Origin of the sequence: Christiangramia forsetii KT0803, assembly GCF_000060345.1 — a bacterium.
Taxonomy (GTDB): Bacteria; Bacteroidota; Bacteroidia; order Flavobacteriales; family Flavobacteriaceae; genus Christiangramia; species Christiangramia forsetii.
In genome coordinates, this window is record NC_008571.1 from 3,126,496 (window position 1) to 3,150,339 (window position 23,844).

The 23,844-nt window shown below is 37.6% G+C and carries 15 protein-coding genes and 1 tRNA gene; 7 read left to right on the top strand and 9 right to left on the bottom strand.

Annotated features, from left to right (window positions below; translation table 11 throughout):
* Positions 1-8: 8 nt before the first annotated feature.
* Positions 9-1,253 (bottom strand): BamG family beta-barrel-assembly machinery protein, encoded by a 1,245-nt coding sequence (bamG, locus tag GFO_RS14065; protein ID WP_011710828.1) that lies wholly within the window; start codon positions 1,251-1,253, stop codon positions 9-11.
* Positions 1,250-1,981 carry a type III pantothenate kinase gene (locus tag GFO_RS14070; protein ID WP_011710829.1) on the bottom strand — a complete coding sequence of 244 codons (732 nt, stop codon included), beginning with the start codon at positions 1,979-1,981 and terminating at the stop codon, positions 1,250-1,252. The genes bamG and GFO_RS14070 overlap by 4 nt, the downstream gene beginning before the upstream one ends.
* 103 nt (positions 1,982-2,084) lie before the next feature.
* On the opposite strand from GFO_RS14070, the gene GFO_RS14075 reads away from it, so the two are divergent.
* From GFO_RS14075 to GFO_RS14080, 3 genes are all read left to right on the top strand, one after another.
* Positions 2,085-2,157 (top strand) — tRNA-Phe (locus GFO_RS14075).
* 1,057 nt (positions 2,158-3,214) lie between these two features.
* Positions 3,215-4,030 (top strand): TolB family protein, encoded by an 816-nt coding sequence (locus GFO_RS17895; RefSeq protein ID WP_198408244.1) that lies wholly within the window; start codon positions 3,215-3,217, stop codon positions 4,028-4,030.
* Positions 3,942-5,648: a CehA/McbA family metallohydrolase gene (locus GFO_RS14080; RefSeq protein WP_198408245.1), complete on the top strand. Its 1,707-nt coding sequence runs from the start codon at positions 3,942-3,944 to the stop codon at positions 5,646-5,648. The genes GFO_RS17895 and GFO_RS14080 overlap by 89 nt, the downstream gene beginning before the upstream one ends.
* A 1,092-nt stretch (positions 5,649-6,740) precedes the next feature.
* Here the strand turns inward: GFO_RS14080 and GFO_RS17835 are convergent.
* The 4 genes from GFO_RS17835 to era all read right to left on the bottom strand — a co-directional run bounded on the left by GFO_RS17835 (position 6,741) and on the right by era (position 12,198).
* Entirely contained in the window at positions 6,741-6,890 is a 150-nt protein-coding gene (locus GFO_RS17835; protein ID WP_011710835.1) for a hypothetical protein, read from the bottom strand.
* A 186-nt stretch (positions 6,891-7,076) separates the two neighbouring features.
* Complete coding sequence (locus GFO_RS14085) at positions 7,077-9,836, bottom strand: outer membrane beta-barrel protein (protein ID WP_011710836.1); 2,760 nt, start codon at positions 9,834-9,836, stop codon at positions 7,077-7,079.
* A gap of 93 nt (positions 9,837-9,929) precedes the next feature.
* The gene (gene der, locus GFO_RS14090; RefSeq protein ID WP_011710837.1) at positions 9,930-11,234 is read right to left on the bottom strand and encodes a ribosome biogenesis GTPase Der; all 1,305 of its coding nucleotides are present in this window, start codon (positions 11,232-11,234) and stop codon (positions 9,930-9,932) included.
* A 76-nt stretch (positions 11,235-11,310) separates the two neighbouring features.
* Positions 11,311-12,198, bottom strand: a complete 888-nt coding sequence (gene era, locus GFO_RS14095; protein WP_011710838.1) for a GTPase Era — start codon at positions 12,196-12,198, stop codon at positions 11,311-11,313.
* Between the two features lie 248 nt (positions 12,199-12,446).
* On the opposite strand from era, the gene GFO_RS14100 reads away from it, so the two are divergent.
* Positions 12,447-13,985, top strand: coding sequence for a SulP family inorganic anion transporter (locus tag GFO_RS14100; protein ID WP_011710839.1), 1,539 nt, complete (start codon positions 12,447-12,449; stop codon positions 13,983-13,985).
* Positions 13,986-14,111: 126 nt separating this feature from the next.
* On the opposite strand, the gene GFO_RS14105 is transcribed toward GFO_RS14100, so the two are convergent.
* Positions 14,112-15,620 (bottom strand): carboxypeptidase-like regulatory domain-containing protein, encoded by a 1,509-nt coding sequence (locus tag GFO_RS14105; RefSeq protein ID WP_011710840.1) that lies wholly within the window; start codon positions 15,618-15,620, stop codon positions 14,112-14,114.
* A gap of 304 nt (positions 15,621-15,924) precedes the next feature.
* On the opposite strand from GFO_RS14105, the gene GFO_RS14110 reads away from it, so the two are divergent.
* Positions 15,925-17,361, top strand: a complete 1,437-nt coding sequence (locus GFO_RS14110) for a hypothetical protein (protein WP_011710841.1) — start codon at positions 15,925-15,927, stop codon at positions 17,359-17,361.
* On the opposite strand, the gene GFO_RS14115 is transcribed toward GFO_RS14110, so the two are convergent.
* Together GFO_RS14115 and GFO_RS14120 are read right to left on the bottom strand one after the other, a co-directional pair.
* Positions 17,354-17,818, bottom strand: coding sequence for an RNA methyltransferase (locus GFO_RS14115; RefSeq protein WP_011710842.1), 465 nt, complete (start codon positions 17,816-17,818; stop codon positions 17,354-17,356). The two genes, GFO_RS14110 and GFO_RS14115, sit on opposite strands and share 8 nt — an antisense overlap.
* Positions 17,819-17,906: 88 nt before the next feature.
* Positions 17,907-18,842 carry a hypothetical protein gene (locus GFO_RS14120; protein WP_229664753.1) on the bottom strand — a complete coding sequence of 312 codons (936 nt, stop codon included), beginning with the start codon at positions 18,840-18,842 and terminating at the stop codon, positions 17,907-17,909.
* 480 nt (positions 18,843-19,322) lie between these two features.
* Here GFO_RS14120 and glgB point away from each other — a divergent pair, with 480 nt between their 5' ends.
* Together glgB and GFO_RS14130 are read left to right on the top strand one after the other, a co-directional pair.
* On the top strand, positions 19,323-21,251 hold the full coding sequence (gene glgB, locus GFO_RS14125) for a 1,4-alpha-glucan branching protein GlgB (RefSeq protein WP_011710844.1): 1,929 nt from the start codon (positions 19,323-19,325) through the stop codon (positions 21,249-21,251).
* 63 nt (positions 21,252-21,314) lie between these two features.
* The gene (locus GFO_RS14130; protein ID WP_011710845.1) at positions 21,315-23,714 is read left to right on the top strand and encodes a glycoside hydrolase family 31 protein; all 2,400 of its coding nucleotides are present in this window, start codon (positions 21,315-21,317) and stop codon (positions 23,712-23,714) included.
* Positions 23,715-23,844: the final 130 nt, after the last annotated feature.

Genomic DNA, 23,844 nt, shown 5'->3' on the forward strand with positions numbered 1-23,844 from the left:
TTGTATGGTTAATTAAATTTTCTTTTCGTGAACCATTGGTCATTTAAAGATAGTCCTATAGACAGTCTTAAAAAGTTCTCTTGAATTAATCCTGAATTCTTTGTGCCTCTTTGTCCAAGCTCGATTCCAAGGTTTGCATTAGAGAAAAATGTTCCGACTGGCAAACCTAGTCCAAAAGATATGCCAAACTCATTAATAGATTCATCATTGATTATCAAACCAGTCTCATCATAACGAAACCCAGCTCTATAAACTATTCTCTCTAAGTAACTTGTAAAAGAATTATAGTTGGGAATATAAAATCCTCCAACCGAGAATTGCGAAGCGTCTTCATAAGTACCCCCATCTCCTCTAAATCTAAAACTATTTTCAAAAGAAGATGAACCTACATTAGAATATTCGGCACCAGCAAACCATTTGTTTTCTTCACCCAGACCTGCACCTATTGTCAGTTTCGAAGGAAATTCAAATTGTGTATCTCCTAAATCAAGGTCTCTAAAATCGATCACCCTGCCTGTTCCAGAAGAAAAATCAACAGTAGAAATAGATCTTGAATTTTCTGAATCAAGATCCATAGCCGGTGCATAGGTTCCAGACACGTGCAATTTTAGTTTTTCTGAAATATCCCTCTGGTAATTAGCTCCAAAATTGAAGCTGAAACCTCTAATATCAGATCTATTTACATCTGTAGTCCCATACTGCAGGTCTTCACGGTTGATACTTTGAGAATTCTGAAAGTTTCCAAAATTATAATTAGCATCTACACCAAAGCTTAATTCATCTGTTAAGGAAATCCCAGCTGAAACAAACACCTTGTTCATACCTCCCCTTCCATTAAGCAAACTAGCTGAGCCTTCTTCCATGTCAAGAATTCTATAACCTACAGAAGTATAAGGGACAATCCCAAAACCAACTCCCACCCGGTCACTAACAGGAAACGCCAGTGCCAGATAGTCAAATGATGAGATTTTTGCATTATCACTATTTGTATCTGTTTCTAATTTCACACGATCGTGACTTGCACCAACATTAAAATTAGTAAGTTTTAGAGTTCCGTAACTGGCAGGATTTTGAATATTCACATGAATACTATCATTAAATATGCTTAAGCCCCCCATGGACCTATTTTCTACAGTCCCTTTAAAGTTTGTCAAACCAATCCCGTAATATGAATATGGCGAGGATACATTTTCCTGCGCTTGTGCAGTAAAAGCTAAAAATAAAGCTACGATTACTATAAATCGTTTTATCATTGAGTCTTGTTAAATTCTAGAATGAAATTAAGTCCTTCTAACAAAAAATTTGAGTTCGCAAATATGCTATTTTTTAATGGTATAGACAAAATTTGACTATCACCTCCTGTGAAAATAATTGTTAAATCTTCAAATTTAGAGTCATAGGATTTTATGGTTCCTTTTAATTCCATTTCAATTCCGTTAATAATCCCGGATAAAATACTGGATTCGGTGGAGTCACCTATCAGTTTTGGTGCCGGCTTCGGTGTTACTAACGGTAAATTGGCAGTAAACTTGTGCAAACTTTTAAATCTCATTTCCAATCCGGGCGATATAGCTCCACCAAGATATACCTCATCTTCAGTTTTAAGATCATACGTAATACATGTTCCTGCATCAATAATCAGCACATTTTTACCAGGATACGTATTAACTGCAGCAGCGACCAGGGCAATTCTATCTTTCCCCAAAGTGTGAGGTGTAGCATATTCATTTTTGAACGGAAGCGCGACCAGGTCATCTAACTGAAGTAAGGAATAGGATTTTTTTAATGCATTTTCCAGATCACTATCCAGAGAAGTTACACTGGAAAGTATCGATTTTCTGATTGCGGGAAACTTTTTTTGAAGATTTTCAAAATTTTCAAAAAAATCTTTTTTCAGGAAAACCTGCTTTTCCAAAAGTCTATTGTTTTGAAAAACAGCAGTCTTTATAAAGGTATTCCCCCCATCGATCACTAAATTCATCCAGTTTTTCTTTAAAAACAAAAATACAAAAGCAATTTTTTATAATTTCCTTTGTGAGTTCTTAAAAATGAAATTATATTTGCCACCGCTTAAACAAGCAATTGGTGCCTTAGCTCAGTTGGTAGAGCAATGGACTGAAAATCCATGTGTCCCTGGTTCGATTCCTGGAGGCACCACCTTAAAAAACCCGCCTCGATGAAGCGGGTTTTTTTATTAGTTTTTCTTCATAAACAATCGTACCACCGAATTTACCTGAAAATATATAGATCTCTGGTAACGAGTGAATTCAAAAAAAAGATCCTAGCCCCAGATTGTGCTCTACTTATTGATGTACAAAATCGTTCGGCGGTTCTAAAATTCATCTCTTTCAAAACTGAACGAACATAATGCTCAAATTCGAATAGCCAGTGGCCTTACTAAAGATGAACTCGATTTGTGCTAAAGGGTTGAATAGGATATGGAATCACGGGTCATGGAAGTGTATATATTCAGATATATTATGAAAAAATTCATCTCGCGCCATAATTCATATGACAGCCGAATTAAGTTGATACCCAGTTCTTCTCTTAGGAAAATTGTGTGAACCCCCCCTGGAACTATCTCTTTTGACGGATTTTATATTATAGAAATATTTTTTTTAGCTACATGTTACGTTTAATAAAATATCTTTACATTTAACAGAAGTTTCTATTCTCAATAGGCAAGCCTCATCACTTTTGTAGCAGTCATATCTTTTTGCGGCAAAGAAAACGGACGAAAGTGGCAGTTATAGGTATTTCCTCGGAAGCCGAAGCTTAATAGCAGGAGTTACAACGGTATAAATCCTTCCCACCAATCCTTCGAACCAGCAAATCGTTGGACTGAACTAACGCGCTTACAGCGAAGAATTACTGGTTATAAATAGGGAAACTCTGGTCGCTATTGCGATTGTAATTACTGCCTTGCTTCTAACTGAAAGGCGGGATCAATATTATTCTACAATTCGTCGAAACCCGTTTTGACCAATCCTGCTTAATTGGGGGACAACTAAAACTTTTATTTGAGAAACGTTTATAAAATAGCCAAAAAGAAATGAATTTTTACGATATAGACATACTAAATAACACAAACGATTTATTATGCTTCTTTACAAAAAGAGTCAAGCTCTCAACCCGGTTTTGTCATATTAAATCCATGAGGAGTTTATTATTAACCGGACTAAATAGAAGACCTCCCATACAAAACAATCGCAGTATGGAAACCCTCGCCATGGTAACTATAGCTGTATACCTTCTAACTTTCAGTGTTGCTTCCGCACAATGGGAAAATCGCTATGCGAAACTTAATGATTTTGGTCACCATGTGTACCTGGAACAGCATGAACTTCCGATCCTTTCCCACGGACAAACAGATCCCGCACCTGCACCGGACGGAAAGCGCTTGGCATTCGCTGCCCGCGGTTGGCTCTGGAATCTGAACCTGGAGACTGGAACCGCGGTAAGGTTAACAAGTGGCCCCGAAGTCGACTCCCGGCCTCGCTGGTCCCCAGACGGTAAACACCTGGCATTCGTTCGGGATAATGGTCTAAATACTGCAGTCATAATCAAAGAGCTCGCTACCGGCAAGGAAACAAAAATTGACACCGAAGCCATAGAGTTGGATCCTGAATTCTCAACCGATGGGGAATGGCTTTACTATACATCGGGAGTTAGCGGTTCCCTTAATCTTTGGAAATATAACTTGTCATCGGAAATGACAGAACAGCTCACCAATCTTTCCCAGGTAGAACGAAACTCCCGAAGCCTGGCTAAAGACGGAAGTCTCCTGTACCTTCACGGCAGTGGCGCATATCGGGCGCTTCGGATTAAAGATCTTAAGTCTGGTTCTGATACAATAGCCCTTGCCCGAACCCTGGATTACCATTTCACTGCTGATACGCATCCCAAACAAGATTTAATTGTTTATAGTGCTCCTATTGATAATGCGTATCATCTCTGGACAATGGACCTTAACAACTGCCAAACACCGCCTTACCAACGGCGATCCCTTCGCCTTAACGCCAGCCTTTAGCGCCGACGGTAACCAGGTGTATTTTGCAGAATTAGATGAATACCGTCAGTTCCGACTGATGCATATCTCCACTTACGGTGGCTCCGCAGAAGAGGTAAAAATTTCAAATTGGGACCTTGGAGAAGAGAGCGGAAAACTGAAAGTGAATCTGGCAAATGCCGTCGGAAACAAGGTTACCGCACGAGTGTCCATTGTTAGAGAGGATGGACTTCCGGTAGCTTCCCATGAGGACGCCACCTATTTCGATCCGCAAACGGGCCGATATTATTTCTACCTAAAGGGGGAATCGCAGTTTGATCTTCCGGTGGGCAAATATACGGTGACCGCAGTTCGTGGTCCCATGACGCCAGTAGTAGAATCAACCGTTTTAGTTAACAAGGATAATATTTCAGAAGTCTCCCTCAGCCTGGAACCCATTTGGGATGCCGGTGCCGAGGGCTACGTATCTGCAGATCATCACGTGCATTTGAATGGTGACGGGCATTACCGTGCTGACCATAAGGATGCCATTCGTGCTATGGAGGGAGAAGATCTTAATTTACTCGCTCCTATGTCCTGGAATCGCTGGGAGCGCCGAATTGACGAGGCAATTGTAGGTCGCGAAACGGTCGTGGATGGCCGAATTGTAACCCAGGGCCAGGAAATACGTTCTCACTTCCATGGGCATGTAAGCCTACTCGGAGTTGAAGAACCTTATACCCCGTGGTTCTGGGGACCAAATAATCCAACTCTGGGAGACCCGAATAGAAGCAACGGTGAAGTTGTAGAATATGCCCAGAATTCCGGGGCCTTCCTTACCTACGTGCACCCTATCAGCAATGATTCCGACCCATTTGAAAATCTGCAGAAAAACCCAATTCCTTTGGAACTGGTTTCGGACGCTGTCCTGGGCGAGCTTATAGGATTGGAAATGGTATGTGCCTGGACCAGCCCTCTCGGAAATTCGGAGCTGTGGTATCGCCTGCTCAATATAGGACGACCTGTAGCTGCCATGTCGGGGACCGATATGTGGGTGGATTTCCATCGAACCATGGCGGTAGGTACAGGCAGAAATTATGTGCAACTGGACGAAGAAAATTTTACAGCTGATGCGGTACTTGAAGCTGCCAGGGCGGGTAGAGGATTTGTGACTACGGGTCCTGCCTTAATGTTCCAGGTTGGTGAGGGCGCAAGACCGGGGGATGTAGTTTCCAGTGGATCTCAAAACTGGCAGGCCACACTGGTTGGAACAAATGACATTGATGTGGTTGAACTTGTAGTAAATGGTGTTGTTGTGAAAAAACTTACAGGGATTAAAGCCGGTGAAACGAGACAGTATAAAGGGAATGTGAACCTCCCTGTGGGAGGATGGGTATCAATAAGAGCTTATGCCAGCGAACTCAGGGAGGACAACTGGCCCACCATGCATGCACGCCCATTCGCACATAGTTCTCCAATCTGGATCGAGTCTGTTGGCAGTACCGATGCACAGGCACGAAAAAAGGCTGCATTAGATCTAATTCAGGCGATTGAGACTGCTGAACGTAAAGCGCGGGCAGCATATGAAGATATAAAAATGCCTCTTATGATGTCCCGGTTTAATGAGGCTCGAAACCTTCTTAGGGAAATAGTGAAGTAAATAGAACAAGCCCAAATAATTTATTACCCTCTAATTTTTTTTAAAAAACCACCCGATAGTAGAAATCCATGGAAATCCTATATTTAATAGACTTAAAAGTTGGAAAAGATTTTGTTTTTTAGAGATAAAAACCGAAGAATCAATTAGTAGAAAAAATTCCGGACACAGAGAAATTCCACCTCAAAATTTCTATAATGAAACTAAACAGGCTAATTCTGAATCTTTTCAAATTGTAAAGTTACCGGATATGATGATGCACCCCATCCTCTGTCTTCTACAAAATCCCTGAAGGAGAGCGTAAATGATGAATCATTGTTTATATCCAATTCTGCAGTAGTTCCTTCCGGGCCCCCAAACTATTCCTCCGGCCCCACAGCCGACACCATTCGTATGTCTTACTACAACGGCTTGTGTACAGATAAACTTTAACCTTATTTAGGATTGAAGGTAACATTAGATATAAGACGAAAAAAAGATAGAAAAGCTGAAAGATCGGGAGGAAATTTATATTTTCCAGGTACTAATTACAGCATTTTGATCTTGTGCTTACCTGAACTGCGGTCTCTGGTTTTTACTATGTATCAGAGTGTAATAAAATCCAATAAATATATAGTGATCGCGCTATAACATGGTATGAAAGTTAAGTCCGTTTACGAATGTATGATCTGTAGAGCTACCGGAGGCAAAAAAGGGTCATTCTGAATAAAATGAAAAATCTCATAAAACATAAATATCTATTTTTAAGAAATTTGGGGTTTTTCGACTTCGCTCAAAATGACAATACTTTCACTTTTTAGACAACCTCTTTTTTATGCTCCCTATTCACCAAATAGAGGTTACCTATTAAAAAAAATCTGTTTCCGCAAGCGGGATAAACACGCTTTTGACAGAATTAATAACTGAATTAAGAAAGATCTGGAATCAAGCCTGAAATGTTGTACCAAAAAAAGCTATTCTGTTTTACTATAAAATCTACAAAATGAGGTTCTCAAATTGACTCAGTTGATATTACAGCAAATAAAAAACCATGTACTCACTTCGCAAAATGAATACATGGCCTTAAAATTAAGACGTTAAATCTGTGTTTTAAAATTATACGTTAAGAACAATTACATTAATAATTGCTCCTACTACCGCAAGTAAAATTAAAGCCAATGCAAGAGTAACTCCTATTTTAGCAAATATATTTAGGCCTTGCAGCGATCCCTTATAATTTTCAACAAAATCAGTAAAAATTTCCATAAGCCTAGTTTTTTTGAATTAATATTCAACTCACTTAAATATAAGCAGTTACATTTCTAATTCAAAAAATAATCGTTGAACCAACGATATTCTAGGCGAATGACAAGAGCTAAAATTTCCGAAGAGAAAAATCGGACTTCTAATGTTCCTAAAAGGAATCTTTCGATAAAAAATCACTTTTTAATATTACATCCTAATCATTCTCCCACCTCTTTTTCCTGGTGGTTTTCCTCCTCCAAAGCTACTGAGTTTATAAGTGAAACTTAGCATAGCATATCTCTGTAAGACGAGATTATTTACATCCTGAATATAATCATCCCCTACAAGTCTTCTGGTATCTACATTTTGATCTAAAAGATCATAGACTTTTACCTTTAAAGTAGCATTATCTTTTAAGAATTGATATCCCAGGCTCATATTCCACAAAAGAGAGGTATTATCAAAGCCAGGAGCAACATTACCATAATGATTGAATGAAATATCATTCCCGAAAACTACATTTTCAGGAAAGTAGGTAGTTGTTTCCAATGATAATGCATGATTAGTATAACTCTGATCTCTTCCACTATTAATATCATAACTGATGTCATTATAATTAAGAGTATAACCGGGGTTGATCTCCAGTAACTCATCAATGGCATAGGTCATTTGAAATCCCGGACTAAGGTTAAATTGATCAGATTTATACTTAACGGCATTAATAAATCCAACATTGCGATTATAACCTGTATTCATTCTTAATCTCAAACGTAACTCCCGGGCATCTTTTTTGAAAGTCTTACTATACGAACCTCCCAGATTACCATTTATCACACCATCTACGTTTGTATAAGTCGTTGTACGAACAAAATCTTCTACGCTACTGGTAGCCACCACCTGGTTATCTGTAAAATTGGCATACATATATCCAAAGAAGCCACTACGGGTTGCAAAATCAAAATTCCTGAAATTAAAATTTATTCGCTGATTAAAAGTTGGTTCCAGTTCTGGATTACCCACGACGATATTTAATGGATTTGTACGATCCTCTACCGGCTGTAACTGCCTAACTGAAGGTATATCAGCATTTGTACTATATCCCAGGCTTATACTTTTGGATCGTTCTATGGAATATCGAATATCAGCATCCACAAAAATGTTATTATAAGTATTATCGAAAGAAACATTATCGATAAAATTATCTGTTTTAAGCGTAGTGCTTAAAATCCCAATTTCAGTATCTATTCTCCACACCTCACCCTCGTAATTTACTCCGGCATTTGGGGTATGTTTAAAACTCCTTACCTCAAAGTCATTACTTAGCAATTCATTAAAATTTACATAATTACCATCTACCGCATCAAAAACATTCCTGGTATTACGACTCTTTGAAGTTGAAAAATCATAATTAAGATCCAGAAATAATTCATCACCCAATACACTACGTTTTGAAATTCCGGCACCAAAAGAATTGGTCTTTTCATCCTGATCTATCAACTGATCCTGAACTCTATCATTTTCGGGAGCATTTGCAAAAATACTTTGAGAAAAGTAAATGTTTTCGTTCTCCTGTTTACTATGAGAATGATCCACATCTATTTGAAGGTATGAGCCTCTACCACCAAAACGCTTAATAAAATCTATATTATTTGAGAAATCTGCACTGTTCAACTCCTCCATTTCATCTATAACAGAAGTGTTTTGTAAATTCATATTCTCATCCAGAGTTTCTTCATTTCGATCTCTAAAAGAAGTCCCAATATTTGCATTGAATCTTGGAGCGATAGATAATTTCGTAAGGGTATCAAATTCTACCTCATAACGTAAATTAGCTCTGTGACTATCATTAATAAGGTTACTGGAACTAAGGGAATTTGTAAAATATCTTGAATCTGGAAGAATATTTTCCCGCTCTACCCTGGTTCGGGTTTCGGTGTCATTTCTTCCATAAAAATAGTCAGCACTCAATTCCATGTCATTATCCCATTCATTCACAAAATTAAAACCTGCAGTTTCAGATTTTGTAATTCCGCCACTGCTTCCAAATCCGTTCCCATTAATACTGAAAGAACCATTACTGTTAAAACTGATGCGCCTGGCATTACCTCCCATCATATCAAAAACCTCATCAAAACTAAACCCTGAACTATTGATATTATTAGAACTGGCGAGAATACTTACCCGCATATCGTCTTTAAAGTAATTACCAATACCACTAAGCTCGTATCTATCGTCTGTCCCGCCACCGGCAGTTAATCTGGAGAAATACCCCTTATTCTTGTCTTCCTTTAGCTCGATATTTATCGTCTTATTATCAGGATCTCCTGCTTTTCCCGTAAATTCCTCACTTTTGGTTTTGGTATCTGTAACCTGAATTTTATCAATGATCTCCTTCGGAAGGTTTTTTGTAGCAATTTTTGGATCATTTCCGAAGAATTCCTTCCCATTTACTAGAATACGAGAAACAGGCTTTCCATTCACGGTGATATTTCCATCTGAATCCACTTCAACCCCCGGAAGTTTCTTCATGAGTTCCTCTAAATTTGCGTCCTGCCGGGTATCGAAAGAACCGGCATTGAACTCCAGGGTATCCTTTTTTATAGTTATTGGTGCACGAGATGCTGTAAGGGTCACCTCATCCAGCGCATTTTTCATTGGCTGAAGCTGAATACTCTCGATAAGTATATTTTTCTGAATTTCAACAACTTGCTGATGTGGAGCATAACCGTTATAGCTCACAATAAGGTTAAGCTTTTCAGCTTCTGTATTTCCTTTTAGCAGAAAATTGCCATCCTTTTCTGAGATCGTATAGGTAACAAGGCTGCTGTCGGCAATCTGCTCTACATAAATTGTAGCTGATTCTAGTGGATTCTTATTTTCGTCGGTGATGGTACCGGTTACCGCAAATTCCTGGGAGAAGCTAGCTGCGCTGATGAAAAGCAACAGCAAACTGAAAACATTTCGCATTTGGTTAGTATGAATTGATTGATGAATGAAAACAAATAAACGTCTTCTATTTCAAGTTTAGACTAACCTATTCTAAAAAAGTTTAAAGCTTAGTTATTTTTTTCTAAAGAAAATTGAAATTGGCACACCCTGGAAATCAAATTCCTGTCTCAGCTTATTTTCTAGAAATCGTTTATAAGGATCTCTTACATATTGTGGCAGGTTACAGAAAAATGCAAATTGAGGATGCGGTGTTGGTAACTGCATGCAAAATTTGATCTTTACATATTTACCTTTATAAGCTGGTGGTGGATTCCTTTCTATAATAGGCAACATAACGTCATTAAACTGACGTGTTTTTATCTTCTTGCTTCTACTTTCAAATACTTTAACCGCAGTTTCAATCGCTTTGAAAACTCGTTGCTTGGTCAATACGGAAATAAATACAATAGGCACATCTGTAAATGGCTCAATCTCACGACGAATCATCGCCTCATATTCCTTCATGGTATTGGTTTCCTTATCTACCAAATCCCATTTATTCACTAGTATCACGATCCCTTTATGATTTCTTTGAGCCAGCCAGAAAATATTCTGCACCTGACCATCAAAACCTCTGGTAGCATCAAGAACCACTAAGCAAACATCACAATTCTCAATAGCACGCACAGAGCGCATCACCGAGTAAAATTCAAGATTCTCCTTTACCTTGGATTTTCTACGAATTCCTGCAGTATCCACAAGGTTGAATTCAAATCCAAAACGATTGTACCTGGTATCAATAGAGTCACGTGTAGTACCGGCAATATCGGTTACGATATAACGGTCTTCGCCTATTAAGGCATTTATAAAAGAAGACTTTCCTGCATTTGGTCTTCCTACCACAGCAAATCTTGGTAATTCAGATTCGTCTTCTTCTTCAATTTCCGGCAGGGCTTCAATAAGAGCATCCAGAAGATCTCCCGTCCCACTACCATTGGTACTGGCAATTGGAAAATATTCACCCAAACCAAGAGAATAAAATTCCACGGCATTTGCCAGACGTTTATTGTTGTCAACTTTATTTACAGCCAGCAATACTGGTTTATTTACTCTTCTAAGAAGATTTGCCACCTCTTCGTCCATAGAAGTAACTCCCGATTCTACATCTACTATAAAGATAATAGCATCTGCTTCATCGATGGCCAGTTCTACCTGCTTATCAATTTCAGCTTCAAAGATATCATCACTCCCTTTTACGTACCCACCGGTATCTATTAATGAAAATTTCTTTCCATTCCAGTCAGACTTTCCATAATGCCTGTCACGGGTTACCCCGCTCACCGAATCAATGATCGCTTCACGACGTTGAATGAGTCGGTTAAAAAAAGTTGATTTACCCACATTAGGTCTACCCACAATGGCGACAATATTGCCCATAACTATAAATTGATTTCAGGAAGCAAAATTAATGGTTTTAAATCAATTAACTGTTTCCTGTATTATTCTGAAAAGTTTATTTTTTATCGGTATACCCGAATCTACGAAGTTGGTTGGAATCGCTACGCCAGTTTTTATTGACTTTCACATACAATTCCAGATGCACCTGTTTCCCGAAGAATTTCTCAAGATCTTTTCTGGCCTCTACACCAACTCTTTTGAGAGCGGCTCCTTTATGGCCAATAATGATCCCTTTTTGAGTATCTCTCTCTACCATAATGATGCTTCGCATTCTAATGATCTTCTCCTCTTCAAAGAATTCATTGGTTTCTATCTCTACACTATAAGGAATTTCCTTTTTATAGTGCATCAGGATTTTTTCACGAATAATCTCATTCACAAAAAAGCGTTCCGGTTTATCTGTAAGTGTATCTTTTGGATAGAATGCAGGGGATTCCGGAAGTAATTCTATAATTCTGTTGAAAACTGCCGGTACATTGAATCCTTCGAGTGCCGAAATTGGATGAATTTCAGCGGTTGGAACTTTCTCCGCCCAGTATTGTACCTGCTCCTCTAATTGCTCCTGATTAGACTTATCTATTTTATTCAATAAAAGCAATACCGGGACTTCAGAATTAGAGATCTTATTAAAAAATGCCTCATCTTTTAATCCTTCTTCTCCTATTTCAACAATATAAATTAACACATCGGCATCTTCAAAAGCAGATTTCACAAAATCCATCATAGAAGCCTGAAGTTCGTAAGCAGGTTTGATAATACCCGGCGTATCACTAAGGATCATCTGGAAATCTTCCCCGTTAACAATTCCTAGAATTCTATGACGCGTAGTTTGTGCTTTAGAGGTGATAATAGAAAGTCTTTCCCCTATAAAAGCATTCATCAACGTTGATTTCCCCACATTGGGATTACCAATAATATTTACGAAACCGGCCTTATGTGCCATAATAATAATTTTTGCAAAGGTATTTCATTTGTAATCTGTTACCTAATCTTTATTCAATTTCTAACAATTGACAGTAATTAGGTGCAATAATTTAAATTAAGAGGAAAGAATCTACTCAATTCAGGAATATAACTCGCTGAAAATCATAATTTAATAAATATATGAATCTAAACTTTCAATGGGTTGCACTTCTATTTTTAATGACTATTTTTGCCGCTTCTTAAAAAGAAGCAGAAATAGCCCTCATTATGAAAAAAGTTCTGAACTTATTCGACTTCAAGCAACAGGTTAACTATAAAACGGAAGTGCTTGCCGGATTAACCGTAGCGATGACCATGATTCCGGAATCACTATCATTCGCAATTCTAGCCGGATTTCCTCCTTTAATGGGATTGTATGCTTCTTTTATAATGGGTTTAGTGACGGCAATATTTGGAGGAAGGCCAGGAATGATATCCGGGGGTGCCGGCGCGACAGTGATCGTATTAATTGCCTTAATGAAATCTAATGGGCTGGAGTATGTACTTGCTGCAGTTGCCTTAGCCGGAGTGATTCAAATTGTAATTGGTGTTTTTAAGCTTGGAAAGTTTATACGCTTAGTACCTCACCCGGTAATGTTTGGATTTGTGAACGGGTTGGCCATTATTATTTTCATGTCTCAATTAGATCAATTTAAAACAGTTGTAAATGGTGACATTGTATGGCTAACCGGAACTTCATTATATATTATGGCCGGTTTAGTAGCCTTAACTATTGCAATTGTGGTATTGCTTCCTAAAATAACTAAAGCTGTTCCTTCTTCTTTAGTTGCTATCATAGTAGTATTCATATTGGTTTACTTCCTGGGTATAGACACTAAAACGGTGGAAGATATTGCCTCTGTTAGCGGTGGTTTCCCTCCTTTTCATATTCCTAATATTCCACTAAGCTGGGAAACATTAGAAATAATCGCGCCTTATTCTATGATCATGGCTGCCGTTGGACTAACGGAAGGCTTACTTACTCTGAACCTGGTTGATGAAATTACACAAACTAAAGGAAATGGTAACCGGGAATGTATTGCACAAGGCGGAGCTAACGTACTAAATGGATTCTTCTTTGGAATGGGCGGCTGCCCAATGATTGCTCAAACCCTTGTAAACTTATCTGCAGGTTCCAGAGCTCGATTATCAGGAATCATTGCAGCATTTACTATTCTTGCAATCGTGTTATTTGGTGCGCCAGTTATAGAACAGGTACCAATGGCCGCACTGGTTGGGGTAATGATCATGGTAGCCGTAGGAACTTTTGAATGGGCAAGTTTAAAGATCTTTAATAAAGTACCTAAAAAAGATATTTTCCTGGTAATTATAGTTGCTTTAATAACAGTTCTTCTTCATAATCTGGCATTGGCAGTTCTTGTTGGAGTAATACTTTCAGCATTGTTCTTCGCATGGGAAAGCGCTAAAAGAATTAGAGCCAGAAAACATATTGACGAAAATGGAGTAAAGCATTACGAAATATACGGCCCGTTGTTCTTCGCCTCTACTACTAATTTTGCAGAAAAATTTGATGTGATAAACGATCCTGAAGAAATTATTATCGATTTTAAAGATAGTCGTGTGTCTGATATGTCTGCGATTGAGGCTTTAAATGCGGTTACTCAACGCTATAATAAAGTTGGTAAAAAAGTACATCTAAGACATTTAAGCAATGATTGCCGAAGATTACTAAAGAATGCTGATGCTCTTATAGAAGTAAATATTCTTGAAGATCCAACTTATAAAGTAGCGACCGACCAGACTTAACACTATATATCAAGGTTTCTGGTACTGATATGACTTCTGAACTTTTTAAAGCCCGGTCTAAAGTACGCACGGCATCAACGTAAAACCAGAGGATTTAACCGAAATTAGCTCTATTTTACCTATATTTTATTCGTTTTCTAAACTGGTAAACTGTTTAATCGCAGTATTGGGTTCCAGAATGTTATAGTCACTCCAGAACTCAGGATCATACTTTTTGAAAGTTTTATATTCAAAGTTTTCTGATACAGAAATCTCTTCGAAATTAGATTTCTGTAAAGATTCATCATCATATATAAAAAACTCCAGTTTATTAAGGCTGGAATTATCAATTTTAAGTTCTAAATCCACTTCTTGCAACTTTTTCTTAAAAAGAAATCCATCTTTCTTCACTAGTAAACTCAAAGGTCGATCTACTTCAACGCGATTACCAAATTGCTGTTCAATAAACTTTGGAGCATATTTGTTATTATCATTCTTATTAAAGATCATTTTACCTCTAAAGACATTATCCTGTGTACTTATTCCGAAGAGACTAAAGCTTTTGAGTATTTTCACGTTTTCATATTCCAGGCGGTGGATTCCAAAATCCTCAGTATCCACATAAATTTTCCCTTTAAAATCGGCACCTCGTTTAGGTTCGAATGCCACTACATAGGCTATAGAGTTTTGTATTGCTATATAACCTTCTACAGTAAAATCATACTTTCTGGTTTTCTCAAAAACATCCAGCCTAATATCTTCCAGCCAGAACATATCTTTCATTAGGTCTGTAATAAAAACCTGTGCCCTCGACAGTGTACTTCTTCTCTTTTTCAGATCTTCCTCCTCAAGCTCTGCCGCTGTTTTCATACCAGGTTCTCTTGAAGATCTACTATCTTCAATTTCTTCATTTAACTCTTCAGAATCCATTTTGAAACCTATAATTCCAGATTTCACCTTTAAAAAAGTTCCTTCTTTCACATTCTCCTGTAAAATCTTCTCAAAGCGTTCCACAATTTCATCTGCAGATCCTTCGTTTATCGGGTTTTCCAGGTTAGCGACTTTAAGCAACTGAACTTTCTGGGTTTCATAATCTCCATAAAAATCACCAAAGTACTCCCTGTAACTATCAATATAATTCGGAATTTGTTCGATTATATTATCCATAAATTTCTGGTCTATCCCTTCTACCGTACTTTCTTCGACATCCAGTTTCAACTCGTTCACTTTGTCTATATAAGATTTTCTCATAAAAAATCTTTTCTTCCTAAGACCAAAATCATAATTCGCTTGTACACTAGCCAGCGCTTTTTCTACAATCGCTTCAGGCTCCATCTTCGAATTTGAAATAAAAACGCTGGAAAGTTCTATAGTGTTTGGCTTTAAATAGATTACCGAATCCATCTCCTCAATATTCAGCATCCTGGTCTCGTATCCAATAGATGAAATACTAATCTGTGATACCCCTTCGATGTTAGGAATCTTGAAGTAACCTTCCTCATTTGTGATCACACCTCTATTTTCCAGATACTTCACAGTAGCAAAAGCAATGGTTTTATTAGAATTGTACTCTTTTACAGTACCTGAGATTTCCTGTGCACTGAGTTTTACCGTGAGAAAGAAAACAATCAGAAAGCAGTTTAAAATCAATTTCATAAAGATGGTTTATATACAAGACGAAAAAGAGAGTGCTTCGTTACATGTAGCACTGTAATGACTGGAAAATGTTAGAATAATACAGGTAAAAAAATTAATACATCTCTTGTTTTTCATGCAGATTTCTCCGCAGTCAGATCGTACTACTCAAATAAATTGATGTTGGTTGAGATCCAATCTTTAAAAAAAAATTGTTTGTAAATCTTAAAATCTCCAGTTTGAAATTTTAAACATTACTTAAAAAGACCCATAAAAAAATTTAATATTCCTAACTTTCAGAAACCAACAAAATTAAGATCATTACATGGCCGAATTAAGTGAAGATGAATTTCAAAATATTCTTTCTATTCAGAATAAATGTACCCGCTTAAATCTAAACGAAAATATCTACGGAACTTTCGCTGAAATTGGAGCAGGACAGGAAACCGTTCGTCATTTTTTTAGGGCCGGAAACCCAAAAGGAACTATCGCTAAGACGCTTAGTGCTTATGATAAAGATTTTAGTGACGCCATTTATGGCTTGGACCCCCAAAATAGATACGTTACCATTAATCGATTAAAAAGAATGATCGATTATGAAGCTGAATTGATCGAGCAGCGACTCTCCAGAAAAAAATATCCTGATAAATTATTCTTTAGTTACGCCAATACTGTGGCAACTATAGACTGGGCGAAAAAATATAAAGGTCACGGATGGCTGGGAATTAAATTCCAGCGGGAACCAAAACAGGAATATAGCGAGATCATGCTTCATGTTCAGTTTAATGAGAACAATGCTTCCCAGCAACAGATTAGTCTCGGGATCATGGGAGTAAATTTAATTTACGCTGCATTTTACCAAAGCGATGATCCAAAACTACTTATCAAGAAGCTCTATGACCATCTTAGCGTAGATAAAATTGAAATTGATTCTATCAATTTTAAAGGACCTGTTTTTGAAGGTCTAGACAATAGATTGATGAGTCTTGAACTTGTAAAAGAAGGAATCACCGATGCGGTAATGTTCTCTCCGGAAGGAAACAACATTTTACCGGCAAATGTGTTATATAAGAAAAATATACTAACGCTGAGAGGTAGCTTTAGGCCGGTTACGAATTTAAACCTTCAAATGTATATAACCTCAAGAAAGCTGTTTCTTGAGCAAGAGGAGGTAAATCCCGATAAGACCGTCATAATTTTTGAAATGACCATTAATAACCTAAAAGCTGAAGGGGAAATAGACGAGAAAGATTTTCTGGACCGTGCAGATCTCCTATGTGCTTCAGGACAAACTGTGATGATTTCCAGTTTTCAGGAATATTATAAAGTTGTAGAATATTTTTCACTTCATACTAAAAAGGAACTCGGTCTCGCCATGGGGGTAGACAATCTTGTAGACATATTCAATGAGCGATATTACCGACACCTAAGCGGAGGTATTCTGGAAGCTTTTGGAAAAATGTTTTTCAAAAGTCTGAAAGTTTATCTCTACCCAATGAAAGATCCAGAAACCGGAGAAATCATTACGAGTAAGAACTTAAAAGTACACCCACGAGTAAAAGAACTCTATAAATTCTTTATTGACAACGGTAAAGTTATTGACATTGAGGATTACGATGAAAGTATCCTGGATATTCACCCAAGAAAAGTCTACCAGCTAATAAGGGAAGGAAATCATGAATGGGAAAATATGGTACCCGGACTCACCGCAAAGATGATTAAAGAGAAAAATTTATTTCAAAAAGAAGAAACTACTAAGTAGAAAATTCGGTTTTCATACCTCTATCATACATCACAATACTTCCAGCTACAGAAACATTTAAGCTTAAAGTAGACTTGAATTTCACCAGATAATGTGCTTTATCAATGGCTTGATTAGACAAGCCATGATCTTCTGCGCCCAGCAAATAAACACATCTTCTTGGATGTTTAAAATCTTCTAAATGCTCAGCAGACTCATTAAGCTCTACTCCTACCAGCATCGCTCCTTTAGGTAAATGCGCGTAGAAATCTTCAAAAGTTTCATAATGGAAATATGGCATTGCTCCTACCGCCTTATGCGTGTCACATGCCTGTTTTGAATATCGATTACCAATAGTATAAATAAAACTTGCCCCCATATTCTGGGCAGATCTCCAAAGTACACCAAGATTTTCAGGAGTTTTCCCGTTTTGAATTCCAATTCCGAAAAAACCCTGTTCCAAATTATCTGTTTGCATAGCGCAAAAATAATATTCTCATAGCTTCATCCCTAGAACAGGTTTCTATAAGTATCGCATATTATTGAATTTCTGGTGAATCTATCGGTTATTTTACAGTAAACGTTTTTAATAAACCTTTGCTTTGAGGATCCGGAACTTCGGCGATCAACGCATAATTACCAGACCTAATATTAACCGTAAAATAGCCTGTCCCTCCCTGGTTCATTTCCTGCATGCCTCCCAAAAATTTGAAACCCTCTGGCGAAGGGGTTTGCAAACCTTTAGGATCTGCCCAATTCATCCAACTATTTAATTTTGAGATATCGGCTCCTTCATCTATCCAGACCAGATGCACATCACTCATCACATAGTTCTCATGAACTTTTTGCTCTCCAAATTTTACTTTAAAGGTCTTTTCTCCCGCAGAAACCATTTCATTAAATACAATCCCGTTATTCACGTCGATATTAATAACGTAATCCGCCTTTATATCAAGTTTTGAGCTATCTGCTTTGGTGACTTCAATTTGCTTATTCATTCCCTCGGTACTATGAAATACACCATTAGCCATTTTCACATAACATTCAATAATATAAGTTCCCGGGTCTAAATATATAGTAGACTGAGCGGTGCTTTTGGCAGATATTAAACCTACTCCGCCTTTATATTCAACTTCCTGAAACCACTCAGGTAATTTCCCGAATGCCTCACCTACCTTTTCAAATTCGCCTGCATTAATGAAATCCATACCTTCCTGAAAAGGAGGCACTATTTCTTTCTTCGTATCTTCCAGGTTTTTCCCTTCTGGATATTTATCGAAAAGAATAAAGTGAGTTTCATTAGAGTTATTTTTATACTTTATTGTTTTCCAACCAGACTTCCAGCGTTCTTTGGTATTAAACTCCATGGCATTAGTAATTATACTAATTACCTCGTTAGAAGATTTTGACTTTGATTTAGACCCCTCTTCAATATCTGTTTTCCCAGGTTGTTCCGGTTTCTCTTTGGTATCAGATTTACAGGAAATTATGGCTATGCTCATTGAAAGAATTAAAAAAGTTCGAGCCAACGACAAAAAAAGCTTGTTATTTTTTTTCATTTTGATTGGTTTTAATTGAACCAAGGAAGTTCATGAGGCGGAGCATTTACTAAATTCCGAAAAATTTGAACAAAATTCAAAGAATAACAATGTTATGATGGTATTTAACTACTTAATCCTTAATTAATTGTCAAAAAATTAAACGAGTTAAAGATTCAACAGCCTTTTCGGAAACTGTTTATTAAATTTAAAATTCGAATGATTAAATATTTAAAATCTAAGAATTTATTGAGAATACTAAGCCTGAGTTAATATGGTAACATGCAACATAAAATCCCATAATTGAATTAATTTAATTTTACAATTATAATAATGATAGAAGGGCTTAGGATCTTAACACTTGATACATGCAGCAATTAAAAATTTTACTCGAATATTGTTAATTAGATAAATTCCTGAAGAAATTCATCCCTAACAGGACGCATGGATAAAACTGAACCAACTATGAAGCAAAAAGTACAAGCATACTCTTTATTTTCAGATTTCGATATTTCCCTTTTTAAAGCCGGTAAGCATTACCGACTCTACGAACATTTTGGAGCTCACATCCTGGAGATTGATGGAGAGAAAGGAGTTTACTTTTCAGTCTGGGCCCCTTCAGCAAAATCAGTTTCAGTAATTGGAGATTTTAATTACTGGAAAGAAGATGAACATCCACTGAATGTAAGATGGGATGAGAGCGGTATCTGGGAAGGATTTATTCCGGGGATACAAAAAGGAACAAAATATAAATATAAAATACATTCCAATCATAATGACCTAAAGCTGGAGAAGGCCGATCCTTACGCGCTTAAGTGTGAGCATCCGCCAAATACAGCTTCCATTGTATGGGAACTCGACTATAAGTGGAAAGATAAAAAATATATGTCTTCCAGAAAGGACAAAAATGGTCTTGACAACCCCTATTCTATTTACGAAATACATTTGGGTTCCTGGAGAAAGAATATGGATGAAAATCGCTCGCTCACCTATGTTGAAATGGCAGACGAGCTTGTTGCTTATGTAAAAGATATCGGATTTACTCATGTAGAATTTATGCCAATTATGGAGTATCCGTATGATCCTTCATGGGGTTATCAGTTAACCGGGTACTTCGCTCCAACTTCACGTTTTGGAGATCCTCAGGAATTCATGTACTTAATGGATGCTTTTCATCAAGCTGAAATTGGTGTTATTCTGGATTGGGTTCCCTCCCATTTTCCGGAAGACAAACATGGTCTGGGAAAATTTGACGGTACGCATCTTTACGAACACCCAGATCCTCGCAAAGGCTACCACCCAGATTGGAAAAGTTTGATCTTTAATTACGGTAGAAACGAGGTAAGATCATTCCTGATTAGTAATGCTGTTTTCTGGCTGGATAAATACCACGCTGATGGTCTACGTGTAGATGCTGTGGCTTCTATGCTTTATCTTGACTATTCCCGTGAAGATGGCGAATGGGAACCAAATGAACACGGCGGAAGAGAAAATCTGGATGCCGTAAGTTTTGTACGGGATCTAAATACTGAAATTTATAAGAGTTTTGAAGGAGTTCAAACTATTGCTGAAGAATCTACCTCCTTCCCTATGGTATCAAAACCTGTAGATGTGGGTGGACTTGGTTTCGGTATGAAATGGATGATGGGCTGGATGCATGACAGCCTGGAATACTTCAAAAAAGATCCTATTTATAGGCGACATCATCAAAATGATATCACCTTTAGTATGACTTACACTTTTTCGGAAAATTTTGTGCTTCCGCTAAGTCATGATGAAGTTGTATATGGCAAAAAATCATTGCTTGGCAGGATGCCCGGGGATGACTGGCAAAGATTTGCCAATTTAAGGTTACTTTATTCTTATATGTTTACCCACCCGGGAGCAAAACTTCTCTTTATGGGGGCTGAAATTGGGCAATATGAAGAATGGAATTACAATACCAGCCTGGACTGGCACTTACTGGAATATGAACCCCATCAGGGAATAAAAAAAATACTTACAGATCTAAATAAACTTTATAAAACCAGGCCCGCACTTCATGAAAAACAGTTTACGCCAGACGGGTTTGAATGGATCGCCTATGACGACAGCCAAAATTCGGTTTTAAGTTATATTAGAAAGGGAAAAGACACTAAGAAATCACTTATTGTAGTTTGTAATTTCACGCCAACGGTACTTAAAAAGTATACGATCGGACTTCCGGCGAAAGGAAAATTAAAAGAGATTTTTAATTCCGACGAAAAGAAATATGGAGGTTCTGGCATTAGTAACGGCCCCCTCAAAATTGAAAATACCAGCTTTCACGGTAGAGATTATTCAGCACAGATCAGCATTCCGCCGCTAGGGACAGTTGTTTTTGAAATATTATGAACAAGCCTAAAATAATTCATGGGAATAAACTTCTTTTGTAACTAGCTAAAAGATTGCAAGACTATGATTACCAATACAGAACTAGAACATAAGGGAAATTTATATCCCTCCAGATTAATATCATTTGAGCACGATCAGGACACCGTTAACTTCATTACAAAAAACGGGGTTAGGCTTGAAATTACAGTACTTCGGGATAATATGCTGCGTATGCGGTATTCCACCAACGGAATTTTTGACCACGATTTTTCCTATGCTGTAGATGAGAATCATCCTCATGGATTTAATCGGCTTGAGGTGGAAGAAAACGAAACCCATGTTGTCATCACCACAGAGAAGTTTCTTTGCAAAGTAGCAAAAGACGATCTTAGAGTTGGGATGTACGAACTAAATGGAAAAATAATTCTCGAAGATGAACTTGGTTTTCACTGGGAAGAAAGCTTTGAATTTGGAGGGAATTTCGTAAAAATGAGCAAATCATCAAAAGATCAGGAAAATTTCTTTGGTCTTGGTGATAAACCTACCAATTTCAATCTTAAAGGAAAACGTCTCAGTTTATGGAATACAGACCAGTATGCTTACGGGAAAGACACCAATGAACTTTATAAGGCCGTCCCTTTTTATATGGGACTTCACGGAAATCTTTCCTACGGAATATTCTTTGACAACACCTTTAAAACGCACTTCGATTTTTGTAGTGAAAGAAGAAATGTAACCAGTTTCTGGGCAGATGGTGGAGAGATGAACTATTATTTCATCTATGGCCCGCAGATGTCTGATGTGCTTACCACCTATACAGACCTTACCGGAAAACCTGAATTACCACCCATGTGGGCATTAGGATTTCACCAGTGTAAATGGAGCTATTATCCGGAAAGTAAGGTAAAAGAGATCACTTCAAGATTTAGGGAATTGAATTTCCCATGCGACGCCATTTACCTTGATATTGATTATATGGATGGTTTCCGATGTTTTACATGGAACAAAGAGTTTTTTCCAGATCCAAAGCGAATGGTAAGGGAACTGGAAGAAGATGGCTTTAAAACAGTAGCTATTATAGATCCGGGAATTAAAATCGACCTCAATTATAACATTTTTAAGGAAGCCCTGGAAAATGATTATTTCTGCCGGAGAGCTGACGGCCCTTATATGAGAGGAAAAGTATGGCCGGGTGAATGTTATTTTCCAGATTTTACTAATCCTGAAGTTCGGGAATGGTGGAGTGGATTATACCGGGAACTCATTGGAGATATTGGTGTAAAAGGGGTTTGGAATGACATGAACGAACCTGCCGTAATGGAAGTTCCGGGAAAAACTTTCCCGTTGGATGTAAGACATGATTATGACGGTCACAGATGCAGCCATCGCAAAGCCCATAATATTTATGGAATGCAAATGGCCCGGGCGACTTATGAAGGTGTCAAGAAGTTTAATTATCCAAAAAGACCTTTCATAATTACCCGTGCGAATTATTCCGGCGGACAACGATATACTTCAACATGGACAGGAGATAATATTGCTACCTGGGAGCATTTATGGCTGGCGAACATTCAAATACAGAGGCTGTGCATGAGCGGAATGAGCTTTTCAGGATCTGATATTGGTGGTTTTGCCGAACAACCTTCCGGAGAACTTTATACCAGGTGGTTGCAATTAGGTGTTTTTCATCCATTCTGCAGGGTTCACTCTTCAGGAGACCACGGAGAACAGGAACCATGGTTCTTTGGAGAAGAAGTCCTTGATATTTCAAGGAAATTTGTAGAATTAAGATACCAGCTTTTACCATATCTCTATACGGCATTTTATAAATACATACAAGAAGGATCGCCAATTCTAAAACCACTGGTATATTTTGACCAGGAAGATGTTCAAACTCATTACAGATCTGATGAGTTTATCTTCGGAAATCAGATGCTGGTTTGTCCTATTCAGGAACCAAATGTTCAGGGAAGAAGAATGTATATTCCCCGCGGAAAATGGTACAACTTCTGGAATGACAAGTTAGTTACCGGAGGCAAGGAAATGTGGGTAGATGCACCTTTGGAGATCATTCCTATATATATTAAAGAAGGATCTGTAATTCCTAAATATCCCGTTCAGCAATATGTTGATGAACTCGATATTGAAGAAATAAGTCTCGATATTTATTATAAACTGGGTAAAGAAAGTTCAGAATTTTACGAAGATGCACATGATGGTTATGAATATCGCCAAAATATTTACAGCCTGCGTACCTTTAAACTTACGGGTAGAGAGGATACAGTAGTTGTGCAGCAGCATAAAAGCGGAAGATATTCAGCCCCCTACACCAGATTTAAACTGAAATTTCATGGATTGCCTTTTGAGATCAAAAAAGTGATCTATGAGAATGAAAAAATATCTTTAGAACAACTTCAGTATAATGCTGAAGAAAAATCTATCATAATTGATAAGGAATTCAGTGATATCCAACTAGTAGGATAAATCAGTAAGGCAAAAATTTAAAAGAGGTTGTGTAAAAACTCCCGTTTTCGTCAAGCTGAATTTGTTTCAGCTTCTAATTGTTTTTGATTTTCAATTATTTAAGATCCTAAACTGAATTCAGAATGACGTT

Coding starts and splice junctions, on each gene's coding strand:
- der (WP_011710837.1), bottom strand. CDS start 11,234: ATGGGCAATATTGTCGCCATTGTGGGTAGACCTAATGTGGGTAAATCA.
- GFO_RS14080 (WP_198408245.1), top strand. CDS start 3,942: ATGCGTATCATCTCTGGACAATGGACCTTAACAACTGCCAAACACCGC.
- GFO_RS14085 (WP_011710836.1), bottom strand. CDS start 9,836: ATGCGAAATGTTTTCAGTTTGCTGTTGCTTTTCATCAGCGCAGCTAGC.
- GFO_RS17835 (WP_011710835.1), bottom strand. CDS start 6,890: ATGGAAATTTTTACTGATTTTGTTGAAAATTATAAGGGATCGCTGCAA.
- GFO_RS14070 (WP_011710829.1), bottom strand. CDS start 1,981: ATGAATTTAGTGATCGATGGGGGGAATACCTTTATAAAGACTGCTGTT.
- GFO_RS14115 (WP_011710842.1), bottom strand. CDS start 17,818: ATGCAAACAGATAATTTGGAACAGGGTTTTTTCGGAATTGGAATTCAA.
- GFO_RS14110 (WP_011710841.1), top strand. CDS start 15,925: ATGGCCGAATTAAGTGAAGATGAATTTCAAAATATTCTTTCTATTCAG.
- GFO_RS14105 (WP_011710840.1), bottom strand. CDS start 15,620: ATGAAATTGATTTTAAACTGCTTTCTGATTGTTTTCTTTCTCACGGTA.
- GFO_RS17895 (WP_198408244.1), top strand. CDS start 3,215: ATGGAAACCCTCGCCATGGTAACTATAGCTGTATACCTTCTAACTTTC.
- glgB (WP_011710844.1), top strand. CDS start 19,323: ATGGATAAAACTGAACCAACTATGAAGCAAAAAGTACAAGCATACTCT.
- era (WP_011710838.1), bottom strand. CDS start 12,198: ATGGCACATAAGGCCGGTTTCGTAAATATTATTGGTAATCCCAATGTG.
- GFO_RS14120 (WP_229664753.1), bottom strand. CDS start 18,842: ATGAGCATAGCCATAATTTCCTGTAAATCTGATACCAAAGAGAAACCG.
- GFO_RS14100 (WP_011710839.1), top strand. CDS start 12,447: ATGAAAAAAGTTCTGAACTTATTCGACTTCAAGCAACAGGTTAACTAT.
- GFO_RS14130 (WP_011710845.1), top strand. CDS start 21,315: ATGATTACCAATACAGAACTAGAACATAAGGGAAATTTATATCCCTCC.
- bamG (WP_011710828.1), bottom strand. CDS start 1,253: ATGATAAAACGATTTATAGTAATCGTAGCTTTATTTTTAGCTTTTACT.